The sequence below is a fragment of the Acinetobacter pullicarnis genome (assembly GCF_006352475.1).
GTDB classification, from domain to species: Bacteria; Pseudomonadota; Gammaproteobacteria; order Pseudomonadales; family Moraxellaceae; genus Acinetobacter; species Acinetobacter pullicarnis.
In genome coordinates, this window is the sequence record NZ_VCMZ01000003.1 from 41,852 (window position 1) to 66,447 (window position 24,596).

Annotated in this window: 21 protein-coding genes and 3 pseudogenes; 16 read left to right on the top strand and 8 right to left on the bottom strand. The window is 38.7% G+C overall.

Translation table 11 applies throughout. The features are described 5' to 3' along the window. Positions 1-170: 170 nt before the first annotated feature. Both FD716_RS18225 and FD716_RS18230 read right to left on the bottom strand, forming a co-directional pair. A complete protein-coding gene (locus tag FD716_RS18225) occupies positions 171-1,148 on the bottom strand; it encodes a sensor domain-containing diguanylate cyclase (protein WP_002119794.1) in 978 nt (325 codons plus the stop codon). 617 nt (positions 1,149-1,765) lie between these two features. Further along, complete coding sequence (locus FD716_RS18230; protein WP_000257537.1) at positions 1,766-3,052, bottom strand: GAF domain-containing protein; 1,287 nt, start codon at positions 3,050-3,052, stop codon at positions 1,766-1,768. 868 nt (positions 3,053-3,920) lie between these two features. Between FD716_RS18230 and FD716_RS19205 the strand changes: the two genes are divergently transcribed. From FD716_RS19205 to FD716_RS18295, 13 genes are all read left to right on the top strand, one after another. Continuing rightward, the gene (locus FD716_RS19205) at positions 3,921-4,082 is read left to right on the top strand and encodes a peptide-methionine (S)-S-oxide reductase (RefSeq protein ID WP_223290059.1); all 162 of its coding nucleotides are present in this window, start codon (positions 3,921-3,923) and stop codon (positions 4,080-4,082) included. 58 nt (positions 4,083-4,140) lie between these two features. Then, positions 4,141-4,695 carry a carboxymuconolactone decarboxylase family protein gene (locus FD716_RS18240; protein ID WP_000088799.1) on the top strand — a complete coding sequence of 185 codons (555 nt, stop codon included), beginning with the start codon at positions 4,141-4,143 and terminating at the stop codon, positions 4,693-4,695. A gap of 137 nt (positions 4,696-4,832) precedes the next feature. After that, the gene (locus FD716_RS18245) at positions 4,833-5,348 is read left to right on the top strand and encodes a YkgB family protein (RefSeq protein ID WP_004911234.1); all 516 of its coding nucleotides are present in this window, start codon (positions 4,833-4,835) and stop codon (positions 5,346-5,348) included. 239 nt (positions 5,349-5,587) lie between these two features. After that, a complete protein-coding gene (locus FD716_RS19000) occupies positions 5,588-6,238 on the top strand; it encodes an IS5 family transposase (RefSeq protein WP_198114842.1) in 651 nt (216 codons plus the stop codon). Positions 6,239-6,286: 48 nt separating this feature from the next. After that, positions 6,287-6,499: a helix-turn-helix domain-containing protein gene (locus FD716_RS18255; RefSeq protein ID WP_057081898.1), complete on the top strand. Its 213-nt coding sequence runs from the start codon at positions 6,287-6,289 to the stop codon at positions 6,497-6,499. A gap of 210 nt (positions 6,500-6,709) precedes the next feature. Then, positions 6,710-7,000, top strand: coding sequence for a hypothetical protein (locus tag FD716_RS18260; RefSeq protein WP_057081899.1), 291 nt, complete (start codon positions 6,710-6,712; stop codon positions 6,998-7,000). 45 nt (positions 7,001-7,045) lie between these two features. Further along, positions 7,046-7,666, top strand: a complete 621-nt coding sequence (locus tag FD716_RS18265; protein WP_057104322.1) for a restriction endonuclease subunit S — start codon at positions 7,046-7,048, stop codon at positions 7,664-7,666. Continuing rightward, on the top strand, positions 7,666-9,189 hold the full coding sequence (locus tag FD716_RS18270) for a type I restriction-modification system subunit M (protein ID WP_139853749.1): 1,524 nt from the start codon (positions 7,666-7,668) through the stop codon (positions 9,187-9,189). The genes FD716_RS18265 and FD716_RS18270 overlap by 1 nt, the downstream gene beginning before the upstream one ends. Continuing rightward, entirely contained in the window at positions 9,179-10,393 is a 1,215-nt protein-coding gene (locus FD716_RS18275; protein ID WP_139853750.1) for a restriction endonuclease subunit S, read from the top strand. Before FD716_RS18270 ends, FD716_RS18275 begins: the two co-directional genes overlap by 11 nt. Then, complete coding sequence (locus FD716_RS18280) at positions 10,390-11,955, top strand: hypothetical protein (protein WP_139853751.1); 1,566 nt, start codon at positions 10,390-10,392, stop codon at positions 11,953-11,955. Before FD716_RS18275 ends, FD716_RS18280 begins: the two co-directional genes overlap by 4 nt. Continuing rightward, positions 11,945-12,946 carry a virulence RhuM family protein gene (locus FD716_RS18285; RefSeq protein ID WP_139853752.1) on the top strand — a complete coding sequence of 334 codons (1,002 nt, stop codon included), beginning with the start codon at positions 11,945-11,947 and terminating at the stop codon, positions 12,944-12,946. Before FD716_RS18280 ends, FD716_RS18285 begins: the two co-directional genes overlap by 11 nt. Then, positions 12,943-16,224 carry a type I restriction endonuclease subunit R gene (locus tag FD716_RS18290; RefSeq protein WP_139853753.1) on the top strand — a complete coding sequence of 1,094 codons (3,282 nt, stop codon included), beginning with the start codon at positions 12,943-12,945 and terminating at the stop codon, positions 16,222-16,224. Before FD716_RS18285 ends, FD716_RS18290 begins: the two co-directional genes overlap by 4 nt. 1 nt (position 16,225) lies before the next feature. Next, complete coding sequence (locus FD716_RS18295; protein WP_057081905.1) at positions 16,226-16,972, top strand: M48 family metallopeptidase; 747 nt, start codon at positions 16,226-16,228, stop codon at positions 16,970-16,972. Positions 16,973-17,192: 220 nt separating this feature from the next. On the opposite strand, the gene FD716_RS18300 is transcribed toward FD716_RS18295, so the two are convergent. Further along, positions 17,193-17,375, bottom strand: coding sequence for a hypothetical protein (locus FD716_RS18300; RefSeq protein ID WP_057081906.1), 183 nt, complete (start codon positions 17,373-17,375; stop codon positions 17,193-17,195). Positions 17,376-17,685: 310 nt separating this feature from the next. Here FD716_RS18300 and FD716_RS18305 point away from each other — a divergent pair, with 310 nt between their 5' ends. From FD716_RS18305 to FD716_RS18315, 3 genes are all read left to right on the top strand, one after another. After that, entirely contained in the window at positions 17,686-17,919 is a 234-nt protein-coding gene (locus FD716_RS18305; RefSeq protein WP_057081907.1) for a hypothetical protein, read from the top strand. Positions 17,920-18,212: 293 nt separating this feature from the next. Then, positions 18,213-19,658 carry a site-specific DNA-methyltransferase gene (locus FD716_RS18310; protein WP_087528766.1) on the top strand — a complete coding sequence of 482 codons (1,446 nt, stop codon included), beginning with the start codon at positions 18,213-18,215 and terminating at the stop codon, positions 19,656-19,658. After that, positions 19,651-21,759 carry a DEAD/DEAH box helicase family protein gene (locus FD716_RS18315; protein ID WP_139853754.1) on the top strand — a complete coding sequence of 703 codons (2,109 nt, stop codon included), beginning with the start codon at positions 19,651-19,653 and terminating at the stop codon, positions 21,757-21,759. The genes FD716_RS18310 and FD716_RS18315 overlap by 8 nt, the downstream gene beginning before the upstream one ends. Positions 21,760-21,874: 115 nt before the next feature. Here the strand turns inward: FD716_RS18315 and FD716_RS18320 are convergent. From FD716_RS18320 to FD716_RS18340, 5 genes and pseudogenes are all read right to left on the bottom strand, one after another. Further along, positions 21,875-22,018, bottom strand: a pseudogene (locus tag FD716_RS18320) (IS3 family transposase); the annotation flags it as partial. Positions 22,019-22,134: 116 nt separating this feature from the next. After that, entirely contained in the window at positions 22,135-22,446 is a 312-nt protein-coding gene (locus FD716_RS18325; RefSeq protein WP_139853755.1) for a helix-turn-helix transcriptional regulator, read from the bottom strand. After that, on the bottom strand, positions 22,443-23,774 hold the full coding sequence (locus FD716_RS18330; protein WP_139853756.1) for a type II toxin-antitoxin system HipA family toxin: 1,332 nt from the start codon (positions 23,772-23,774) through the stop codon (positions 22,443-22,445). Before FD716_RS18330 ends, FD716_RS18325 begins: the two co-directional genes overlap by 4 nt. A 269-nt stretch (positions 23,775-24,043) precedes the next feature. Beyond that, positions 24,044-24,166 (bottom strand): annotated as a pseudogene (locus FD716_RS18335) (IS6 family transposase); the annotation flags it as partial. Beyond that, positions 24,162-24,575 (bottom strand): annotated as a pseudogene (locus FD716_RS18340) (helix-turn-helix domain-containing protein); the annotation flags it as partial. The pseudogenes FD716_RS18340 and FD716_RS18335, both read right to left, overlap by 5 nt. Positions 24,576-24,596 lie beyond the last annotated feature (21 nt).

Genomic DNA, 24,596 nt, shown 5'->3' on the forward strand with positions numbered 1-24,596 from the left:
GTGACGATCTCCTTCACATGGAGTCCAAGAGAGCATAAAAAATCTGTGTAAGTCGCATTACCCATGTATTTGAAAGGAATAAATAATGCCAATATCAGACCAGCTTATCGACCGAAGCAAGACCTCAGTTTTTATGAGGTCTTGAGATCAGCGCAGCATGAACAGATCTCTTACAGTGTGGCGAACACACTGGTTTGATTGCGGCCTTGGGTTTTAGCTTTGTATAACATCTGATCGGCGACTTCGAGCAACTGCTTTTTGTCGTCAAATAAATCAGCGCTGGCCAAACCTATGCTGACCGTTAATTGTCGTAATAACCACTCATGGTTAGCCACTACCAGCCTTAACTTTTCCAGTGTTTTATTTGCGGACGCTGTGTCTGTGCCTGGCAGGATCAGCACAAACTCTTCACCACCATAACGGGCGAAAAAGTCATAGTTCCTGCTATGGCGCTGAAACAGAGCCGCGACTTGACTCAGTGCCTCATCTCCTGCGGCATGACCATAGCTGTCGTTAAAACTCTTAAAGTGATCAATATCAATCAATGCCAGTACAAAAGATTGTCCTGTTCTTTGCCAGCGAGCAAATTCAGCTTCAAACTTGAGGTCAAAAGCTCTTCTGTTGTTCACCCCTGTCAGCGCATCCGTCATGCTGGTATTATGTAATTGTTCGCCGACTTTTTTCAGCTCCAGTATGGCGATCACTTGTCTGGACAGAGCCTGCAAAGAGCTTATCTGCCGCTGGTTCAGCTGCTTAGGAACATGATCATAGACACAAATAGTACCAATCACTGCACCTTCGGGATCAATCAGCGGCGAGCCAGCATAAAATCGGTAGCCAGGTCCTGAAATCACCATAGCATTGGTACTGAATCTGTGATCTAAAGTAGCGTCAGGGACCACCATTACCGCATCAGGTGTTTCCATTGCATACACGCAAAAGGACTCTTTAATTAATACAGAGGTACGCGAAATACCAACTTTTGCAATTAGATTCAGCTTTGTGTCATCGGTTCGCGTCACCATAGCCACTGGTGCATCACAGATATAACACGCCAGTTCAGTGATATCCCGCAGGTTCTGATCTGCTTCAGCAGGTGCTTTTAGTGTGGTTTCTGCACTAGCTGTTTGAGCTAAACTAAAGGTCATGTACTTCTCCGTTTTTCTACTGCATTTTTCAAAGATCCTGCATAGAAAAATGAATTAAATCGTTGATTTAACTCTAGCATAGATCTGTCAGACTTGAAGTTATCTCTGTAGCAATGGTATTGTTTTGTACAATATTCGCCTGCTTGATTTGAGTTTTAGCTGTATTTATAAACTTTTGGCTTTTCCGGTCGCAGGCTCTATAATTTGCTCGTTTAAATCCAACTCTTCGTCTAACGTCATCTATTTAGTGTGCATGCGGCCTCCGGAGCATTTTCCGTGGCTTATTTTACCGAAGCATCGGGATTGCTAAATAGAGCTGAACGCTGTAATGCGCTTTCGAACTGAGCTTTCCGTAACTTCGGCATTAGTTCATGTACCTTGCTTACTGGATGTTGGTTGACGCGCAGCAGCACGTCCGTCAGATAATCGTAAACGTTAATAGCAGTGTTGACCTTGCTTTGAATGACGCCAACATGCTTAGCACCAAGCTCCGTTCAGCAGAATCACAGCCAGTTTTTCAGTTATCCCAAGTGTCACTCTCAGATTAAAGGCCGCCATACCGGATGTAGTGCCAACAAGAAAACTAAAACACAACTTCGCTGATCATCGCTGAGTGTTTATAAATCGTCTCCCATCACCGGTATCGATAAGCAGATAAGCCTGGTTATGCCATTAGCAGTTCTTGAAGCATTCCTGCTTTCAATGTCGTCAACGTGATCACGATTTGAGTTGAGATAACGACTCTGTTGCTGAAGACTCTCAGTTAATTGCCACTCACCAGATTCAAGAACAGCACCCGCTAACTCGGCACATACTGTTGCAAAACCATAAAGCGCTTGATTATCGCGGGTAAAACGCAGCGGCATCGTCTGGCCTTTTACAAGAAGGGACCATTCCAAAACTCTGTACTTACCTTTTAATCGGTTACTGACAAAAATAGTTATACTTGTACCGCTGGCGCCAACAACTAAAAAGCTCGTGATAGCTAGTCCTATCAGAGACCATAACTCTGGTTTCCCACTTAGTAACAGTGGATTAGGCAAATGACTCCTCAAAACGAGATCAGCACCAAGGGTCAGCGCTGTTTTATACACTGCTTGTTCTAATAATGGAGTTGCATTGACCAGTGACGCAACAGCATCACAACTATAAGGTTCTAGAACTGCCGTAGCTCTCAACCATTCTGTTTCATGGGCAATCGCCAACAAATTTGACCAAATTCGAACCAGTGCCGCTATATGAATGGAGTTTTCATCAGTCAGGACGGTTTGATTAAGCTGCTTATCCAGTTCCTGATGCCAGTATTGGTATTGGCTTGTCAAAAGTACAAACAACTCAGATTGAAGCAACTTATTATTAGTTACCGGTCTTATCCTATTTGACATCTCATTGAATAGTTGTATAAATTTTTTGTCTGCTTGTTGCTCACGCTTTAGCAGATCTTGCTGTTGTTGAAGCATCTGTAAATCGTATTCAATGGCCTGCTTAAAAAGTGTGAGTAAGGAACAGTGTTGTGATGCCCGATCTGGGCTTGAAAAGTCCAACATACACAAAGTACCGAAAGTTTTTCCGCTAGGCCAAAGCAATGGCAGGCCATAGTAATAACTAAAGCCTGCTGCAAATGTTGGGTTATTGTTTTCATATCGGGTACCGATTGCATTTTCAACTAGTAATGGCTGGTTACTGGAAATGACTTGGGAACAATAAGTGTTAAGTGCCAATGGAACAGGTTCACCGCAATAAAAAGTTGGTACTGACACACTGCCAACAGCCTGACAAATTTCGTTTTTATCTAATCGATTAATCAGCACACAAGGCACTTCCGCGACTTGAGCCATCGAGTTTACAATGCCTTGCCAGCGCTCTAGGAGCAGAGCGGTTTCTATGCTCAAATCTACTGCCATTTGTTCCCTCAGTATTTAAATAGTCCCCTTTTGCATCATTCGATCTTGTTTATCTCAGAGTATCAAACAGGAAACAAAGTGATTGATGTCAATCAGGGAATTAGCAGCATTGATGCATTAAGCGGCGCACATACACTCTAAGTAAAGTGCTTAAGTCTGATTATGGCAAGAAATTGTTACTTTGTCAGGGATAGTCAACACTTTATTAGCGAGAGACTTGCTTGGCTGACATTTAAGACAAATCGCGAGATTCCAAATCTGCCACCAACAGTCGGAACTGAGTAACTCACTTGAGCTTTAAAAAGTAAAGCATTGAAATATTTATGGTATTTATACATCCTACCTAGCTCACAGCAGAGTTTAGCATCGTGCATTAATATGACCTTACACTAAAAATACGTACTAGTTGACGTCTATCAAACTCGTTTACGAGATAGTGTAGTGGTCGACAAATTTTGGCCACATCGTTATTGCCTAATAACCGATGCTCTCTTTAAATGCGAAATGAGTAGTGCACGCATTTTTAGCCTTTTGGCAAAACGTTGATGTCTCGAAATTTTCAAGCGCTGTGCCTTGTTTATTTTCAGAAACGTCTGCTTTCAGTGAGTTCCTGATGCTCGGGCGCTCTAAATTATGGGTATAGACAATCTGATTTGCCCTATATTTGCAGTTTTTCGTGAACCCTTAATTTCACAACTCTTTTAATCTGATATCCAAAGTCTGCATCCATACATAGCCCCTACGTAAACTGTCTAATAAGTCACATTATACGAACTATTGAGCATGTTATATCTATTTTACATGCTGTAAATTCAGTTCCATTAGTAAATAGATAAAAACCAAGGAGGCTTTATGAAAAATAAATAATGTGATCGTTGCCGGAGGGTGTTTTTGGAGTCTCGAAGACCTCCTTAGAAATCAGGACGGCGTGACGTCAACGAAGGTGTGTAGTGGCACTGAAATGGCGACTGCGCAAGACGTGAAGATGAGCTGTCTGATAGCAACGGATTATCAAGCAGAACCTTCTTAAATACAATTTATTCCACGCCAATACAGCGTGCTGTCTTTCAAATCACTAGGAGAAATTTATGTCACGTTTGAACACCCCTACCACAATCGACGCCGCGCCTACTGCTACCCATACCTCACTCAAGGCTGTGGAAAAACAACTGGGCCGCGTTCCTAACATGTTCCGCGTCGTTGCCAACAGCCCTGCTGCGCTGACTGGCTACCTGCAATTGAGCGCAGCATCAGCACAGGGCGGCTTGGGTACAGCGACTCTTGAGCGTATTGCCCTAGCCGTCGCTGAGATCAACGGCTGCGATTATTGCCTTGCTGCCCATTCCTTCCTAGGCCGTAAGGTGGCCAAGCTTGATGATGCTGAACTCACTGCCAACCGCAGCGGTGCATCAAATGACCCTAAGGCCGACGCAGCCGTGCGTTTTGCTGCCGCCGTAGTCCGCCAGCGCGGGCAAGTCAGCAATGACCAGGTCCAAGCGGTGCTGAACGCTGGCTACAGTGATGCACATGTAGTGGATATTCTGTTGGCTGTTGCCCTGAACACTTTCACTAACTACGTTAACGAAGTGACACAGACCGAGGTCGACTTCCCGGCCGTTCAACCACTAGGCATTGATGTCTAATCCATTGGTGCTCAACTACAGCAATTACCTAAGTTAGGTTCGACTCGAGTAAACATATAGTTTTTCTCAAGAGTCATATCATTTTAGTGGGCTACATAGAGTGAGTCCACATGGCTAAAAATAATTGGAGATATAAGATGACTATTCCCGAAATTGAAAATGGTGTCCAGACTACCAATACCCTTAGTAATAATCTCGGTGCAAAAATCACTAAGTTTGGTATAGGTGGCATCTACGTTGCCATGACGATAATATATTTGTGGTTTGGTGGCATGAAATTCACTAGCTACGAAGCAAACGGTATACATGGTTTTGTTAGTAATAGCCCTCTGCTTTCGTGGATGTATAGCTTCCTCAGCATTCAAGGATTCTCAAATTTTCTGGGTGTGCTTGAAATTTCAGTTGGCCTGTTAATCGCTGCACGAGTTTTCTCCCCTAAGCTCGCAATCTTGGGCGGTGTACTTTCAACCGGACTCTTTTTTACGACATTGTCGTTCATGCTGACTACACCCGGTGTTTTTGAGGCATCTCTTGGGTTTCCTGCGATCTCTGTGGTTCCTGGCCAGTTTTTGCTAAAAGATTTAGGCTTGTTTGTCGTGTCTATATTTATCGTAGGTACATCACTTACAGCACTGGAGCACAAAAACAAATAAGCCTCACCCGAAACAACTATAAGTTAGATGGCTCCTAAACACATTAGAGAGCCTTTATTTTTATCTTTTAAGTGCTTCAAGTACGTGCCTTACTAGAGGCTGTTGATCTTTGAGTGAAAAATGAACGGCATAGCAACAAGGTATAATGGTTTCGCCAAAAATCAAAAATACCACCGAGAACGGACGTTGCTATGCCAAGGACAATGCTAACAGATAACGCCTAGGAAGCCCTAAAGCAAATACTTAAAGAGACAGGGCGTGTTTACAATAAATATGAACACCGAAATACACTGGAAGGCATACTTTATCGTATGCGCACAGGCATTCAGTGGCGAGATTTGCCTGAAAGATTCGGTCGTTGGAACTCTGTATTTAAGCGCTTTAACCTTTGGTCAAAGAAAGGTGTGTTACAAAAATGGTTTCAAAGCATATCGTCCGATAATGATCCAGAATGGTTGTTTATTGATGGAAGTATTGTCAAAGCGCATCAAGACAGTAGCGGAGCCGCAAGCAGTTCAGATGAAGCGATAGGAAAAAGTCGGGGTGGGAGTTCTACAAAAATTCATCTCGCTGTAGATAGCGGTGGGCTTCCCGTTTATTTTGAAATATCGGGTGGTCAGATAAATGACATTGGTTATGTGAAAAAAACCGATGCAGAAACCCAGGTACTGTTTGAATTTATCGCGCATCGATATGAAAGCGGTAGCCTGATCATCACAGCCAATCACCCGTTTAGTGCATGGGATCAGATCTTCCCAGACAGCATGATGACGGTAGCGGCCATAGATCGGCTGATCCACCACGCGACAATTATAGAATTAGAAGGAGAAAGCTATCGAAAACAACATCAGTTAAAACAAGCTGGAAGTAGGAAAAATGAGAAAACCTAACCGGCCATCATAATTGACGCGAACCGGCCAAGATAGTTGACGCCGAACATGTCAGAATTATCTATAAAAATTGGGAAATTAATCCGTAATAAAAGAATAGAGTTAAACATGACTCAAGAGTTCTTGGCCCTACAGTGCTCTATAGATAGGAGCTACATGGGAAGAATTGAGCGTGGGGAAGTAAATCTAACTGTCGAAAAACTATATGAGATTGCAAAAATATTGAAGATTCATCCTCAACACTTATTACCGAACTTTTAGAAAATTAATTATTTAACAAAAGGTTATAAATTAAATAAAAAACGTAGATAATCTACTGTAATTTTAATTGACATAGTACTATCAGCAACATAATATGCTATTTAGCTGGTTTGAATAGATGTTCTACTGCAAAAAATAAGGATGACAGGTGGCCGCCTGTCATCGAGTTCAAAACCATTAACACGACTAAATATTAGGAGTTCAGAACAAATGAAAGTATATCAGATCAATTATGACCTGCGTAAACAACGTAACTATGATGAGCTTTATGAAAAAATTAGGTCTCTAGGCAATTGGTGTCATCCACTGGAGTCATGTTGGTTAATTGTCTCTGAAAAAACACCATCACAAATTGCAGAGGAATTATTCAAAGTCATGGATGGTAATGATGGCTTATTAGTGACTCGCTTACAAAATGAGGCAGCTTGGTACAACCTTGATTCAAAGGGAATGAAAGATGTTACTACTTGGCTTAAAGAAAACTTAGGCAAAGCTTCTTAAATATGTGAGCCAAGGATGGCTCAATCCCTTTCTGAGTAAATATTTATGGCAAAGTTAAAGAGATTCTTAAAACTGAGCGACCTTACAGAGATTCGTACAGGCTTTACATTTCGAGAAAAGATCGAGGAAGTTGAGTCTGGCAATGCCCACGTATTGCAGATCAAAGACATTCGTAACATAGCAACGGATACATGTAGTTATACGCTTTTTGCAGATGCTTTACCGCAAATTGATTGGCAAGGTAAAGATAACGCAATCGTGTCGCCTGAGTCTGTGTTGCTGCCCTGTCGTGGAGAGTATCTCAAGGCACATTATTTTGTAGGCAATCAAGATCAATCAAAAGCATTACCCTTAATTGTGAGTAGCCAGTTTTTGATAATAATGCCAAATCAAAATGTAGTGCCTGAATACTTATGCTGGTACTTAAACCAACCTCATGTGCAATACGAGTTACGGAAAGAAAGTCAGGGCTCTAAGATGCCAATGCTTAGCGTATCTACAGTCAACCAGTTTGAAGTTGAAATCCCTAGCTTGGATATTCAGCAACGCATAATCGAATTAAACCGTATTTGGGAGCAAGAGCAGATCTTGACCCAACAATTACTTAAAAATCGTGAACAAATGATGATGGGCATGTTTAAACAACTGCTCCAAGGAAACAAATAATGGTTACTCAAATCAATCAAGATACCGTCAATAAAGCCCTTTGGTCGGCATGTGATGTATTCCGTGGCACGGTGAGTGCAGATACCTACAAAGACTATATTTTGACGATGTTATTCTTAAAGTACATCTCTGATGTATGGCAAGATCACTACGATAATTATAAAAATGAACATGGCGATGAACCTGAGCTCATCGAAGAATTAATGAAAAGCGAGCGTTTTGTCCTGCCTCGTGAATCAAATTTCTATACCTTGCATGAGCGTCGCTTTGAACCCGGCAATGGTGAACGTATTGATATGGCTTTGCATGCACTTGAAGAAGCCAATGGTACAAAGCTCAAAGATGTAGGCAAAAGCGTTTTCCAAGATATCTCGTTTAATACCGATAAATTGGGTGAAGAAAAACAAAAGAATACGATTCTGAAAGACTTACTTGAAGTGTTTGCTTCTAAGGATTTAGATCTGAAACCAAGCCGTGTAGGTTTACTTGATGTGATTGGCAACGGTTATGAGTTTTTGATTAAAAATTTCGCCGCGAGTGGTGGTCAAAAAGCAGGTGAATTCTATACACCACCTGAAGTATCGGACTTAATTGCAGAGTTACTTGACCCACAAAAAGGCGACAGCATTTGTGACCCTGCCTGTGGTTCTGGCTCACTATTAATGAAATGTGGTCGTAAAGTTGTAGCGAATCACGATAGCAAAGAATATGCACTTTATGGGCAAGAAGCGATTGGTTCAACTTGGTCATTGGCGAAGATGAACATGTTCTTGCATGGTGAAGATAATCATAAAATTGAGTGGGGAGATACCATTCGTAATCCAAAATTATTGGATAAAAATGGCGACTTGATGCTGTTTGATATCGTGACCGCAAACCCACCATTCTCATTAGACAAGTGGGGTTATGAGCAAGCTGAAAATGATAAGTTTGATCGTTTCCGTCGTGGTTTACCACCAAAGACCAAAGGTGATTATGCGTTTATCTCACACATGATTGAAACGCTAAAACCTGTTACGGGTCGTATGGGTGTTGTGGTTCCACATGGTGTGTTATTCCGTGGTTCGTCTGAAGGGAAGATTCGTGAGAAGTTGATAAACGAAAACTTGTTAGATGCGGTGATTGGTTTACCTGAAAAGCTCTTCTACGGTACGGGTATTCCTGCTGCGATTTTAATTTTCAAAAAGCAAAAGTCTGATGATTCGGTTTTGTTTATTGATGCAAGCCGTGAGTTTAAGTCAGGTAAAAATCAAAACAACTTATCTGAAGAGAATATTGCCAAGATTATTGCAACCTATCGAGCTCGTGAAAGTGTAGATAAGTATGCGTATTTGGCGACTTTGCAGCAAGTCAAAGACAACGATTACAACCTGAACATTCCTCGTTATGTGGATACCTTTGAAGAGGAAGCTGAGATTGATTTGGTTGCTGTACGTGCTGAGCGTGAGCAGTTAAAGACTCAACTTGCTGAGCTTGAAGTGCAAATGGCGAAGTATTTAGAGGAGCTAGGTTATGTCAATTAATAAAATAACGCCTTTAGATACTTTTGTTAGTAATGATGCTCCTATTTGTTATGGCATTTTGAAGCCGGGTGATCACTATGAAGGTGGAATTCCTGTAATTAAAGTAAAGAATATTATAGGCGGCGTAATTCTAGAAGATGATTTACTCAAGACTACGCCTGAAATTCATGCACAATATAAGCGAGCCGAAGTAAAAGAAGGCGATATTTTATTGACGATACGCGGCACTACAGGACGTGTTGCGATTGTGCCTAACTCATTAAATGGTGCAAATATAACGCAAGATACGGCAAGAATTAGAGTTTCATCAAATGATGATTCACTTTATATATTTTATGCGTTGCAATCATTTAATGTTCAGCAACAAATTACTTTGAATACAGTCGGCCAAGCTGTCAAAGGTATTAATATTGCTGAAGTTAAAAAGTTAAAAATTTATCATCCAATTCTAGATGAACAAAAGGCAATCGCCCAAATCCTTTCAACTTGGGACCAAGCGATTTCGGCTACTGAAAAACTGCTTGAAAATAGCCAACAGCAGAAAAAAGCATTGATGCAACAATTGCTCACAGGTAAGAAACGTTTGCTTGATGAGGCAAGATCAAGATTTAATATTTCTTGGGAAAAACATCGTCTAGGAATATTCTTGAAAGAAGAGAAGCAACGTAATAAAGATAATTCAATATCTCGTGTGCTAAGTGTGACAAATCATAGTGGATTCATTTTACCTGAAAATCAGTTTTCAAAGCGTATTGCGAGTGACGAAGTTTCGAATTACAAGGTAGTTAGGCAAGGACAGTATGGTTATAACCCATCACGTATCAATGTGGGGTCTTTTGCAAGGCTAGATCAATTTGAAAATGGTTTATTAAGTCCGATGTATGTTGTTTTTAGCATTAAATCTGAAAATTTAGATAGTGATTTTTTCCTTTATTGGATGAAGTCTAATGAAGCTAAGCAACGAATCAATAACAGTACTCAAGGTTCTGTTAGGGATTCTGTTGGATTTGATGCTATTAGTAGTTTCGTTCTTAAGTTACCTGAGATACAAGAACAACGAAAAATTGCTAAAGTCCTTTCTTTCGCCGATCAAGAAATTGAAACTTTGCAGAAAAAACTCAATTGTTTAAAGCAAGAAAAAAAAGCACTCATGCAGCAATTGTTAACAGGTAAACGTCGGGTGAAATTAGGAGAATTGAAATGAAACTTGGTTTTTTCTTTGGTGCAGGTGCAGAGATTAGTTATGGGCTGCCAAGTGGAGGGAAATTTGCTATTGATCTATTTAGACAAGACCCTAGTCCATTTCGAACCGCTTTCCGACATCAGTTGCAAACCATTGATGTTATGTCAACATATGCTACAGATTGGTTACCGCAGGGCTTTAAGGAAAAAAGGATTCATGCGTTTGGACGAAGTGAGTTTACGTGTTTGATTGAATCATCAATTGAATATCGTCGAACTGAAATTATTAGACGATTAAATCAATTTGATTCTGAGTGTGATGCAGCAATGTCTACACTAGGGATTAGTAGAGAGTTACTAGAACAGAAATTTTCGGAGGTGGTAGGTAGTTCCATTGGAGACCGTGTTTATACACATGCTATTAAATTGAATGAATTATTGGCTAAAGATGTGAATTTATTTGGCTCAAATTATTATTCAGCAATGCTTGATATTGTGAAAAATAGTGATAATAGCGATGATCTTAAACGGTATGTTACGGCTTTTTTACAGTTATTGGTTGGGGCTCATGGTCAAGATCTTGTTTGCAAGTTAAACCAAGAATTGTTTGAAACAGCACCAGATGATTTACCAATTTTTGATGATATTTCAGGTATGTTTCGTTTGGAGTTCAATCGTATTGGTTCAACGGCACTTGAATTGCTTCTAGAAGAAAATCGAAGTTTTGGTACTGCTGACTCAGATACTGGACTAAGTTTGTTCTGTGCAATTGCACAAAATGTGCTTGAGAGTATATTTACCACAGTTTTAGATTATCAGAAGTTAATAGATGATCATTTTCGTTATTTATTTTCTCCAGAAACTGATTGGGCTAAGTTTACCAAGATGGTTATATTTTTGAAAATTGCACGAGATTATATTCAAAGTCAAGCTCCTGATATATCTACTATCTCATCAGAAGGTTATTATCATGATTTAGCAGATTTTGTTAATAATCATGAATTTTCAGCTATTGGCACTGCAAATTATAATAGTTTATTGGCTCCTATTTTTGAGCAACAAAAGATGTCAATTCCTGAGGTGATTCACCTTAATGGCTGTGTGCATGATTATTATAATCCATATAAAAATACTGTTGTAACTTGTGAAAATACGGACGAATTGGATCAATCCCAAATCTATGTACCATTTATTTTGACGCAGAGTGGATTAAAACCTTTAACTTCTGTGACTATGTCAAGGCGTTATGTACAGCTATTTGATGCTTACAACGATTCAGATGCTATCGTGGTTGTAGGGTTTGGTTTTAATAAAGATGACAGCCATATCAATGGATTGTTTCGTGAGCTAATTGAAAGTTACGGGAAAAAACTTTTTGTAATTAGTCGAGATGTAGATGGTTCGGCTGAGCAACAACAACGTGATTTACGAAAAAAACTGAGAATTTCTAACAGTTATAGTAAATCAGTTGTGGTTGTGCCAGTTAATAGTAATACACGATGTATTGGAGAGGAGCTTTGGGTTAATTATGTAATTTCTATGTTGAAACCTGATGATATACAAGAAGCCAAGCATGGGAAATGATCTTATCCTTTACACCACCGATGACGGACAATCTCAATTTGTACTGCGTGAGTTAGGTGGACAATTGTGGCTTACACAATTAGAAATAGCTGAGCTTTATCAAACCACTAAGCAAAATATTAGTAAACATATAAAGGCTATTTTGGACGAAGGCGAATTATTGCCCGAAGCAGTTGTCAACTTTCAGTTGACAACTGCCAGTGATGGTAAAAAATATCAAATGCAATTTTATGCCTTAGCAATGATTATTGCGATTGGCTATCGAGTGCGCTCAACACGTGGCACACAATTTCGCCAATGGGCAACGCGTACCATTGGGGAGTATTTGCAAAAAGGTTTTGCAATAGATGATGAACGATTAAAAAATCCACCTGTGGGAACAGTCCCAGCACCTGACCACTTTGATGAATTACTAGAACGTATCCGAGATATACGGGCAAGTGAGCGACGCGTTTATCTGCGCGTTCGGGAAATTTTTGCATTGGCTGCCGACTATCAACCATCATTTAAAGAAACCACACAATTTTTTCAAGTCATTCAAAATAAACTGCATTTTGTTTGTACTGGCCAAACCGCTGCTGAAGTTATTTATCGTCGAGCAGATGCTAAGAAAATTCACATGGGGCTAAGTAATTTTAAAGGTAAAAAAATTAAAAAAAATGACGTTACTGTCGCTAAAAACTATTTAGAAAAAACTGAAATCGAAGAACTCAACCGTATCGTTACTATGTGGCTAGACTTTGCCGAAGATCAGGCAAAAAGACGCAAACAAATATTCTTGAAAGATTGGCAGCAAAAGCTAGATCAATTTTTGCAGTTTAATGATCGTAACGTGTTGGCAAATCATGGCAGTATTAGCAGACAGCAGGCAAATGAAAAAGCTTATATTGAGTTTGATGTTTATAGTGTTCAGCAAAGGGAATTGAGAGAAAAGCAGGGTGAGCAAGATATTGCTGAATTACTGCAATGGTCAAATAAGGATAAGTCATGACGCTGTATAATCCTAAATTCCAAGAAGAATACAGCGCCAAGCTGCCAGCTCTGACTTTGCTGTGTAATTTGGGCTGGTCATTCCTCCCGCCATCGCAGGCGCTGGCTGCTCGTGATGCTAAACAAGACCAAGTTGTTCTACGGCAAATTTTACGTGCTGAATTGGCAAAACGCAGCTTTACATTTGCGGGTCAGGAATATCCAATTTCAGCAAAATCAGTAGATAATTTGATATCAGAAATTTGTAGTCCTGCTTTGAATGAAGGGTTACTTACAGCCAATGAAAAAATCTATAACCATTTGTTCTACGGTATTCCTGTAACTGAATTTGTAAATGGAAAGAAGGTCAGCCCAACGATTCCATTGATTGATTGGCATAACATCCATAATAATGACTTTTCATATACAGAAGAATTTGCTGTAACACGTTCAGGTGGAGTAGATACACGTAGACCCGATATCATTTGCTTTGTAAATGGTATTCCTTTAGTTGTGATTGAAGCAAAACGCCCTGACAGTCAGGCAAAGAAAGGTCCAACAATTAATGAAGGTATTTCTCAGACACTTCGTAATCAGCGACCTGATGAAATTCCACATCTGTTTGCATATAGCCAACTGATACTCTCTATAAATGGGCATGAAGGTCGTTACGGCACATGTAATACCCCTGCAAAATTTTGGGCTGCATGGCGAGAAGAAGATATTTCTGATGCAGAAATGTATGCGCTTAAAAATAAGAAATTAAGTGCTTCTCAAAAACAGAGCCTATTTTCTTATCGTCCAGTTGATGACTTAAATTGGTATGAAAACCTAATTGCAGGTGGAGACTTAGCTGTTACAGGTCAAGATCAACTGCTGATTAGTCTATTAAAGCCTGAACGCCTACTTGAAATGGTTCGCCTATATACGCTTTTCGATAAGAAAGCAGGAAAAATTGTTGCTCGTTATCAGCAAATCTTTGGTATCAAACGACTTATTGAGCGTATTAGTACGAAGAACAGCAAAGGTGGTCGTGAAGGTGGTGTGATTTGGCATACAACAGGCTCAGGTAAATCTTTTACTATGGTCTTTCTCAGTAAAGCCATGATCTTACATGAAACTTTAAAAAAATGCCGTATTTTGGTTGTCACTGACCGTGTCGATTTAGAAGATCAACTGAGTAAAACCTTTGTATCAGGTGGTGAACTGGCAGGAAAAAAAGACAAGCAAAATGCCATGGCGACTTCAGGCAAACGCTTGGCTGAACAAATTGGTAAGGGTACAGAACGAATCATGTTCTCTTTGATTCAGAAGTTTAATTCTGCAACCAAGCTTCCTGAATGTGTTAACACAAGTTCAGACTTCATTGTCCTGATTGATGAAGGGCATCGAAGCCAAGGTGGTGAAAACCATGTACGTATGAAACTCGCACTGCCAAATGCGGCATTCGTGGCATTTACAGGTACACCATTGCTTAAAGATGAAAAGACCGTTAACAAGTTTGGACCTATTGTTCATGCTTATACAATGCAAAGAGCCGTAGAAGATAAAACCGTAACGCCTTTGCTCTATGAAGAACGAATTCCTGATTTAGATGTCAATGAACGAGCGATTGATACGTGGTTTGAACGGATAACAGAAGGTTTAAATGATCAGCAAAAAGCAGATTTAAAACGTAAATTTGCGAGAAAAGGTGAAATTTATACTGCGGATGATCGTATTCGCCTGATTGCGTTAGATATTGCCAATCACTTTGTGAAAAATATTGATGATGGTTTAAAAGGACAGCTTGCTTGCGATAGCAAGGCTTCAGCGATTAAGTATAAAAAGTACTTGGATGAAGCAGGCTTGTTTGAGTCTGCTGTGGTGATGAGCCCACCTGATAGTCGTGAAGGAAATACTGATGTTGATGAATCGACTACCCCTGAAGTGACCCAATGGTGGAAAGACAATGTCGGCACTCAGGATGAGCAAACTTATACCAAACAAGTAATTGAGCGTTTTGAAAAAGATGATTCGCTTAAATTGCTGATAGTGGTGGATAAGCTCTTAACAGGTTTTGATGAACCTAAAAATGCTGTTCTTTATATTGATAAAAATTTAAAACAGCACAATTTAATTCAAGCAATTGCGCGTGTAAACAGACTTCACCCATTGAAAAAGTTTGGTTTATTAATTGATTATCGCGGTATTTTAAAAGAATTGGATGCCACAATTCTTGATTACCAAGATCTCGCTGCTCGTACCCAAGGTGGTTATGATATTAACGATCTTACAGGCTTATATACTCAAATGAGTTCTGAATACAAACGATTACCTCGTTTGTATAAAGCACTTTGGGCAATTTTTGCTGATGTTAAAAATAAAAATGATCCAGAGCAGTTACGCCAAGTTTTAGTTCCTCGTATTGAAGAACGTAAGGGTGAGTTAGTCGATATTCACTTAAAAGTTCGTGATGATTTTTATGAAGCACTTACAGAGTTTGCAAGTTGTTTAAAAGTTGCGTTGCAGTCAGCAACCTTCTTTGAAGATAAAAGCTTTTCTGATGCAGATCGTCAGCACTACAAAGAAACAGTCAAACTATTTACAAGCTTGCGTCAAATTGTGAAACGAGATGCTGGGGAGACTGTTGACTACGATCAGTATGCAGAGCAAGTCAAAAAACTGATTGATAAGCATGTTGTGGGCATTGAAGTTAAGGACCCTGATGGGGTTTATGAAGTTGGCAAGATGGGTAAAATAGCTCAGCCTGAAGATTGGAGTGAAGAGAAAACACGTAATGAAACGGATATCATTAAAACTCGTGTAACTAAGATGATTGAGCAACAATTGCGTGATGATCCTTATGCTCAGGAGGCTTTCTCTAAGCTGTTACGTCAAGTCATTGAAGAAGCAGAGAAAGAGTTTGATCACCCATTGAAGCAACACATGTTGTTTAGAGAGTTTGAAGAACAAGTTGAAGCTCGTCGTTTAGATGAAATTCCCGATGTGTTCAGTGGTAATAAGCATGCTCAAGCTTATTACGGGGTCTTTAAGAAGCTATTACCTGAAGCATTCTCGATAACAAATCAACAGAATCAAGATAAGTGGATTGAACTCGCTTTCGAGGTTGATCGTTCTGTGATGAGCTCTGTGGCTGAAAACTCCATCAATCCGCAAAATATTGAAGCGGATATCCGTAAAAAATTATTACCTCAGATGTTCCGTGAATGTAAATCCATTGGGAGTGGTATGGATCAAGCAAAAAAAATTGTAGAAATGATCGTACAAATTACTCGGGTTGGTTTAAATGGGCTCTAGGATGAATACGCTGCCAGAGAGAAAGTTAAGCATTGTTTATGGTGATGAAATTATTGATTTTGAGGTGCTTGAAAGTCCTAGTCGTACTCAAAAGATACTGATTAAAGTCTATGCTGATTGTCGGGTGGTTGTATCAACACCGTTAAATACAGATGATCAAACAATTATTGAAGCGGTAAAGCAGCGTAGTCGTTGGATCTATAAACAATTACGAGAGTTCCGTGAACAAAGTAGATTTATCACGCCTCGCAAATATAAAAGTGGTGAAAGCCACTTTTATTTAGGTAAACAATATCAATTGAAAGTGATTCATGATGATACCAAGCCAAAAGGTGTAAAACTTCTAAGAGGAAGATTGGAAGTAAACACCTTGGATATGGGTCTTGAAAGTATTAAATCTTATTTAAATGAATGGTATAGAATCCGAGCAAAAGTCATATTCGAAGCACGTTTGCAACATATTCTAGAACAAGCTTTATGGGTTGAAAATTACCCTGATATTCGTTTGATGACCATGCGAACACAGTGGGGAAACTGCTCCCCATCAGGTTTACTTACGCTCAATCCTCATCTAGTTAAAGCGCCTACAATCTGCATTGATTATGTGATTCTGCATGAACTTTGTCATTTGGTTGAACATAATCATAGTGAGCGTTTCTACCAACTATTGAATCAAGTTATGCCTGATTGGGAGGTAGTGAAAGAGAGATTAGATAACATGGCTGTGAAGTTTTTTGATATTTTATAACAAGTTTGTTTCAGCGGTGGAAATTCGGTAAGGGGGAACTCTTCCATATAATTTATAAACTGATTAAGGTATGTGGCATAAGTGAGCTTAAATTTAAAATATTGTAATTACAAAACAGCAACTTATACATAAAATATCAATGAATGGCTTTTCAGGAAGTTTGTGCAATGTAAGCCTATCGTAAGCTATAAAAAGGGAAATTTAATATCTCCCTTATAGATTACAAATATGAAAGCTGTATTTGAGATGCAAAAAAAAGCTTTTGCTCTAATTCCTCATTCCACAGTCCTTCATCTTCCATACCTTGTTTTATATTTTTGAATATATCATCAGATAAGGTAACAGTAGATGATATAGCTGAATATTGAGCTTGAGGTAAGCATTCATTCAATAAACCTTTCATAGTATTGATCAGTTTATTTCGCCAAATAGTTGTTCGTTTTGATTTATATTGCTCAAATTGATCTTCGGCAACGGAAAGAAGTTCTTGTATTTTTTCACCAATATCAAAACGAACTTGTACCCACGAATTTCACTTGCTAATGGTGAATTTTTTACAAACTCATACAGGGCGTGTTATGTAATTATTTGAAGTTAATTGCTAGTCATGGTTTATTGCCGGCATATATAATGAAATATTAATTAATTGCTTATGTTATCGTAGGGTTGGGTTGATATGCCTATTTTATGAGCGAATCAAAAGAAGGACGGCAATGATCGATGAAGACTATTTCAAATACAGAGAAGCCAATTTATTAGCTCAATGGGATAAAAAACTTGCCACGGTACTAAAAATTCAAGAACTTGAGGCAGAACTCAAAGAATTTAGCTATATCCAAACATGTCGCAAAGATAAAAATACAGCAAGCTATGCACGTTTAGAACGTAGTATAGAAGGGTTTAGAAACCGCATAGCCCGCTTAAAAAAACAACTTTATACGACCTAATCATCATTTTTAACAAAGCAGTGTTAGTACACTAAAATGATTGAATAGCTTAGGTCAATCACTGAACTTTAGTCAGATGTTTAGATGTTCTCACCTCGAATCACTTGCTAGTATCTCGAGAGAAAATTCTATTTGTATTTATTACTGTTTTTAGAAAACTATCAGTGTAAATTTACGGTCAAAATAGCCATAGATCTTTTATTAATTTAACGTAATATTCTGTTTATGTAATTTTAATATTTATATTTATTTATAAAACAATAAATTATTTAATTTTTATTAAATATAGGTATATATATCCATACAATACTGAGAACGATGGATTCAAATATAACGACACATTTACACATTCTTCTTGGTTATTATTTATTAAAAATCGCTTGGAAGTCGTAAAGGATTTGCTCAAAGAAGATGGCCTGGTTTTCATTCAATGTGATGACAATGAACAAGCATATCTAAAAGTTTTAGCAGATGAAGTCTTTGGTCGTGAAAACTACTTAAACCAAGTTTCAGTAAAAATGAAACAAACGTCTGGTGCTTCTGGTGGTGGCGAAGACAAGCGCCTGAAGAAAAATATCGAATATATTTTGATTTACACCAAAAATATGAATAGTGAGAATGGTTTTAAAAAGTTCAACGATTTCTATGACGAAGTAGAATTGTTTGAATATCTAGAAACCATGAAGCAGCTTAAAAAGAGCTGGAAGTATACGCGTATCTTAAAAAGCGTTGGTACCAAAGAGCACATTAAGACATTAACAGATGGTTCAGGTGAGCCGATTGAGGTTTATACGCATAAAGGTGTGGTTCTAGAGCCGATCAAAAAGGTGATGGAAGAAGAAAACCTGACTGAAGCTGAATGCTATCTGAAGTACTTTGATAAGATTATGCGCGACACGAATGCTCAAAGCTCAATTAGAACACGCGTGATGGAAGGTGTAACCGGGGATCATGAGCTATTAAGCATTGAATATGTGCCTAGATCTGGAAAAAACAAAAATAAGGTAACGACTGTCTATTACAAGGGTGCCAAGTGCGATCAAATTGCTTGGTTGAGTGATATTGCGGTCAAAAGAGGGAAATATATCTTCAAGCTTGAAAAAGCTGGCACCTTTTGGGATGGCTTTCCGCTGAACAATTTAACAAAAGAGGGTGGTGTATTGTTCCCGAATGGGAAAAAACCAGAACTACTTTTACAGCGTATTATTGAGATCGCCACGGATGAAGGAGATCTTGTGCTCGACTTTTTCTCAGGTTCGGGTACTACGGCTGCTGTGGCGCATAAATTGGGTCGCAAATGGATTGCGATTGAGCAGATGGACTATATTGATGAAATCACCAAAACACGCTTAAAACGCGTAATAAACGGTGAGGACGGCGGTATCTCTAAACTTGTAAATTGGAATGGTGGCGGTTCATTTGTTTATTTTGAACTGAAGCGCTATAACCAGGCCTATCAAGATGGAATCTTGGCTGCAACAAGTAAAGGTGAGCTGGACAGTATTTATAATGAAATGGCTCAGAATGCCTTTTTAAAGTTTTGGTTTGATAAAAAAGACTTTGAGCGTGAGGAATCATTTAGGGCTTTATCACTAGACGATCGTAAAGTGCTTTTATTGCAAGTTTTGGATGAAAACCAGCTATATCTAAACCATGCAGATATGTTGGATTCAAAATTCAAAGTCACTCAGGAAGAGATTGCGCTCACTGATAAGTTTTATGGTGCACCTAATGTCTAGATTAAGCCCAACATTGGTAAAAGATACCTTAAAAGACTTCCTATATTATCGTATTGAAAACGACAGTGAATACATTGAGTGGGCTAAAAACTTTACTATCCCTCGCTATATCACTGATAACTTGTCGCGTACTTTAAGGGGGTATCAAGAAGAGGCTGTAAAGCATTTTATCTGGATCTATGATCAAGATCCGACTAAAGCCAAACACTTACTTTTCAATATGTCAACTGGTGCCGGTAAAACGCTCACCATGGCTGCTGTTATTCTCTTTTTATATGAGAAAGGCTACCGTAATTTCATATTTATGGTCCATCAATTGCAGATTATTGAACAGGCCTATATGAACTTTATTGATCCGCAATTTGAAAAGTATCTTTTCAATAAGAACGGCGTGAAAATCAATGGACGTTCTATTCCTGTTAAAGAAATCAAACTCTTTCCAGATTCACAAGGCAACGCTATTAACTTTATGTTTTTAAGTACGGCGTTCCTCTACAACAAACTTGTGAATGAGGTAGAAAATGGTTTGTCTGCAGAAGATTTCTTGAATAATAAAATTGTTCTGATTGCAGATGAAGCGCATCGACTTAACGTGAATACACGTAAGAAGATAAAAGAAGATGATGAAGCGATTACCAATTGGGAAACTTCGGTCAATACTGCAATCAAGGCACGGCCAGATAATCTTTTGCTGGAGTTTACTGCTACTGTTGACTTGGGCAATAGTGCCATCCATAGGAAGTATCAGGACAAATTAGTCTATAAATACGATTTCTTGAGATTCAATAAGGAAGGTTACAGTAAAGCGGTTTGCTTCCTTTACAACACTGAAACTCAGATCGCCGATCAAAAACGCTTATTGGTGATTAATGCCGTTGTATTGAGTGAATACAGACGTTTATTCGCTGAGCGTGATATGCAAGTCACGATCAACCCAATTATATTGGTGAAATCAACCAACATTAAACAAAGCAAGCTAGACCGTGAATTTTTCCATAAGGTGATTAATTCACTTAAGCCACAAGATTTAGATTATCTGAAAAAGCTAAGTGAAACCAATCAGACTAATTTGCAAGACGCTGAAGATAGCTTTCGTTTCTTGCGTCAAATGTTTGCTTGGATTGCCTCTCCGAAGTCTGGTCTATCCACGATCAGCGATAGAGATGGTTTAAAATCATTTATTTCTGAAATTAAAATTCGTTTTTCTTCAGATAACACGTTTGTTTACAACTCAACGGATAAAACCAATTCAACTTTGTTGCCGATTTTAGATGATCCTAAAAACTATAATCGGGTGATATTTTCAGTTGATGCACTCACAGAAGGTTGGGATGTTTTAAGTCTCTATGACATCATTCACTTTGATATTTCTGCAGCGAAAAAAGTATCGCTGCAAGATATTCAGTTGATTGGCCGTGGTGCTCGTTTATGCCCATATAAACTGCATAAATCATATCGTTTGAATAATGATAACCTTGACTTGTTTGATAAAGAACATGGCTATGAGTTTGACCAGTACAAACGTAAGTTTGACAATGCGATTGATGAATACGGGCGTGTACTTGAAACGTTCATGTACCACTTTGTTAAGACTGGCACGTTTTACGACAACTTAAAGTTAGAGCTTCTAGGTGAAGGGATTATTAATAAATCCACTGAAAAGCACACAATCACGCTTAAATCTGACTTTATGAACAGTGAGACATATAAGAAAGGTTTTGTCTTAGTCAATCAGCAAGAATTTAGAAATAAAACGACTGATTCTGAGATTGATACGACTTTTAAGCGTGAAATCAAAGCCAGTGCATACCAATTGCATGCTGGTAGCTTGACCGACAAGCAACAGAATCAGATCCAAGCTGAAGTTAACCATAAAACCATCGATCTGACTGAAGAATACTTTAGCCGACCGGTCTTGAAAAAGGCGCTCGTTGCGACTGAAGGGAACTTTTTTAGATTTAACTATCTAAGAGAGCATATCGTTGGGTTAGATAGTATGGATGAATTAATCGATAACTACCTACCGCTTTATCAGATCCGCTATTCATATACTGAAGATAAGGATATTCACGATCTGATGGTGTTTCAAAAAGTATGCTAGTTAATTCTGTCAATAGAAAAATTGAAAAGAAGTAAATTAAATTCACTATATTTTTAGTGCTTTATGAGATTTAAATTAGGGTTAAAATATAGTCAGCATACTTTTTGAAACACCACCGATTTTTCCAGTCAATAATTTGGTTTTGATGAACATCAAATTCAGCACTCAATTCAGTAAGTGTTTTTTCTGCTTTGATCGCAGCAAGTGCTACCTTAGCCTTAAAGTCGTTTGAATGATTTCTTCTTGGTCTACGTGCCATAAAATACTCCTTATATCGATGTTTATAACATCATTTGGGGAGCAAAATATCACTTATAAGTGTTGTTCAAATTTCCTGATCTACCTCTCTATTTGCAACAGTGCCCTATAAAGCTCTTAATCACTAGGTGGCTGAATAATCTTACGAACGATATGCTCATGTGTCGGTATGAGGCCAGCTTTTAAGCCAAGTGGCTTAAACACCTTATCCAACACGATCTGAGTCAGTTGACCTTTGTCTTGTTCAATATCGGTTAAAGTACGCCGACTGATTCCGACCATTGCTGCATATTTTTCTTGTGTTAGCCCAAGTACGTTTTTGCGCAGGTAGCTCAACAGTTGTCCCAAGGTAATTTTACCGAATAAATATTGCGTATATAAGTCAATGAGCAATTGTTGACGGTCAAGTGGCTGATTTTTATTTTTCATAATAGTTCCCATCGACTCAATTTGGCTTCAATGAAGTCATATCCTAGACCTGGCATATCTATAATTGTTTGGGGAACACCTTTGTTGATTAATTGCTGTTTAAGTCCAAGAAGTTTGCTAGCCAATATTTTTAATGTACTTAAAGATATATGTGGTTCACACCAGTGTGCAAGATTTTGGGTAATACCTTCCCAACGGTATTCCCCTCCTTCTTCATACGGACTTCCCCATGTTGTTGATCTCGTCACAACTTCTGGATCGGCTTTCATCGGGGCAAAATCGTAAATTGGAGCAAGAAATATTCTTCCTGATTTTTTTAAGAATGACGTATTACGACCGTGATTATCTGAATTACCAAAAATGATATTAAGTAGATCCCTTTGTAACCAATCACAAACGAATTGCGAAGAATCAAAGTTTTTGTCCACTGATTTTAATAAGGTACAAAGCTCATCTATGACTTCAAAATGATTCATATGGCTCCCTGATGTTTTATTCAATACAGAATAAACAGACTCAAGTCCAAGTCGATGCCATTGCTGATTCTGCCACTCAGTGTCAAATCTCGGCAGCCATAATGAAGGATATTTCTGACCTTCTATCAGCTTCATCTGAGAGGTTTCAATGGTTTTAAATCCAAGTTCATTCAATACATGATAAAAATGATATTCTGTTCTCAATATGTCGCAATCTATTGCACTACGATTATTTCGAGGGAATTTGACTAGATAATGCTGATCTGGTTCATCAAAAGAATTTTGATAGGTATCGATCCAAACTTGCTGATCCTGTGACACGCGAATCAGTAATTTTGGAGCTTCCCCACCTGCACCAGTTGCACCGCTACTAATTGCACCCATTTGTTGTGCGTATTCGAGAAAATCAATATTCCGTTCCGTAACATCATCCGTAGTGAACTTGCGTAAATGTAATGTTGATTCTGAACTGATCAAAGGAACAGATTCCTTAACTCTTAGATTCCCTACAGGAGCAATTGTACCTTTTGCCAATAAAGTAAAATCTTGTTCTGCTGATGAGAGTTTTTGCAGACCTAGATATTGAACTAAATAACGTCGAGCAGCACCAGATGGAACAATATCATCTAAAAAACTAAACCAGACTTTCGATTCATGTTGGATAAGAATTTGAACAGGAAGCGCTAAACTACATGCATGTTCATCTCTCTTATCTAAATAAGAAATGGCATATTCTAATTCGTAAACTAACTCACTTGCACTTGCAGATCCTTTATGTGGCTCTAATATCTTGAGTTCTGCTATATCTAACCATTTTGTATCGAGAAGAGCCTGTATCGTTAATTTTTCCATAGATATAAATAAGCAAATATTTTCTCAAAAATATCATAAAACCAAAAAAACGAGAATATATTTGCTCATAAAAGTAGTAATTTAAGTTTTATGAGCAAATATTTTCTCAATCAATAGCTAAATTTTATTAAAAGACTATAAATGAATAGCTTGCCTGCATAAGATAGTAAACTCGATCTGGGAATGGTTCATACGAGCACGATTCAAGCAGAAAAAAGGGCACTGTTGCAAATAGGGATTTGAGTCGATGTGTTCCTTCTAAAAAGTACTTAAAGACTGAAAACTCTATTTACGAGATACACTTCACCCTCAGGCTGATCATAATAAAATGATGAAGCTTGCCCTTTACGTAGTGCTCTCATCACTTCAATACCTTTAATTGTGGCATAGCTCACCGAAGCAATCCCGGTTATAACGTGGCTGATACGGGCGTTTCAGACGCTTGGCGCGAGGAATCCATAAATCGACTGCAATCATCCAGGAACGCAGTGTTTCCACTGAAATATCAAAGCCATGAACGGTGGTGAGCTTTTCATGCGCTAAAGTGGGTCCGAAACCATGCAGTTGATCAGAAACAATATTGAGGCACTTGAGTCTGAGCTCTTCAGGAAGCCTGGAATTGCTGATTTGACCACGACCGGCATGGGCTAATGCAGCTGGGCCTTGAGCTTTGTATTTTTGCAATAAACGCCTGATCTGACGCTCTGAAATATGAAGTAGCTGAGCAGCTTGGGACTGGGTTATGCGTTGATCACAGATTTCCTGCAAGACCGACAATCGTTTAAGTTCTTTATCCGACATAGTGATCAGCATCTATATTTA

Bases quoted from the DNA above. Each gene is read 5' to 3' on its own strand.
- FD716_RS18225 (WP_002119794.1), bottom strand. From the start codon at position 1,148: ATGACCTTTAGTTTAGCTCAAACAGCTAGTGCAGAAACCACACTAAAA.
- FD716_RS18230 (WP_000257537.1), bottom strand. From the start codon at position 3,052: ATGGCAGTAGATTTGAGCATAGAAACCGCTCTGCTCCTAGAGCGCTGG.
- FD716_RS18240 (WP_000088799.1), top strand. From the start codon at position 4,141: ATGTCACGTTTGAACACCCCTACCACAATCGACGCCGCGCCTACTGCT.
- FD716_RS18245 (WP_004911234.1), top strand. From the start codon at position 4,833: ATGACTATTCCCGAAATTGAAAATGGTGTCCAGACTACCAATACCCTT.
- FD716_RS18255 (WP_057081898.1), top strand. From the start codon at position 6,287: ATGTCAGAATTATCTATAAAAATTGGGAAATTAATCCGTAATAAAAGA.
- FD716_RS18260 (WP_057081899.1), top strand. From the start codon at position 6,710: ATGAAAGTATATCAGATCAATTATGACCTGCGTAAACAACGTAACTAT.
- FD716_RS18265 (WP_057104322.1), top strand. From the start codon at position 7,046: ATGGCAAAGTTAAAGAGATTCTTAAAACTGAGCGACCTTACAGAGATT.
- FD716_RS18270 (WP_139853749.1), top strand. From the start codon at position 7,666: ATGGTTACTCAAATCAATCAAGATACCGTCAATAAAGCCCTTTGGTCG.
- FD716_RS18275 (WP_139853750.1), top strand. From the start codon at position 9,179: ATGTCAATTAATAAAATAACGCCTTTAGATACTTTTGTTAGTAATGAT.
- FD716_RS18280 (WP_139853751.1), top strand. From the start codon at position 10,390: ATGAAACTTGGTTTTTTCTTTGGTGCAGGTGCAGAGATTAGTTATGGG.
- FD716_RS18285 (WP_139853752.1), top strand. From the start codon at position 11,945: ATGGGAAATGATCTTATCCTTTACACCACCGATGACGGACAATCTCAA.
- FD716_RS18290 (WP_139853753.1), top strand. From the start codon at position 12,943: ATGACGCTGTATAATCCTAAATTCCAAGAAGAATACAGCGCCAAGCTG.
- FD716_RS18295 (WP_057081905.1), top strand. From the start codon at position 16,226: ATGAATACGCTGCCAGAGAGAAAGTTAAGCATTGTTTATGGTGATGAA.
- FD716_RS18300 (WP_057081906.1), bottom strand. From the start codon at position 17,375: ATGAAAGGTTTATTGAATGAATGCTTACCTCAAGCTCAATATTCAGCT.
- FD716_RS18305 (WP_057081907.1), top strand. From the start codon at position 17,686: ATGATCGATGAAGACTATTTCAAATACAGAGAAGCCAATTTATTAGCT.
- FD716_RS18315 (WP_139853754.1), top strand. From the start codon at position 19,651: ATGTCTAGATTAAGCCCAACATTGGTAAAAGATACCTTAAAAGACTTC.
- FD716_RS18325 (WP_139853755.1), bottom strand. From the start codon at position 22,446: ATGAAAAATAAAAATCAGCCACTTGACCGTCAACAATTGCTCATTGAC.
- FD716_RS18330 (WP_139853756.1), bottom strand. From the start codon at position 23,774: ATGGAAAAATTAACGATACAGGCTCTTCTCGATACAAAATGGTTAGAT.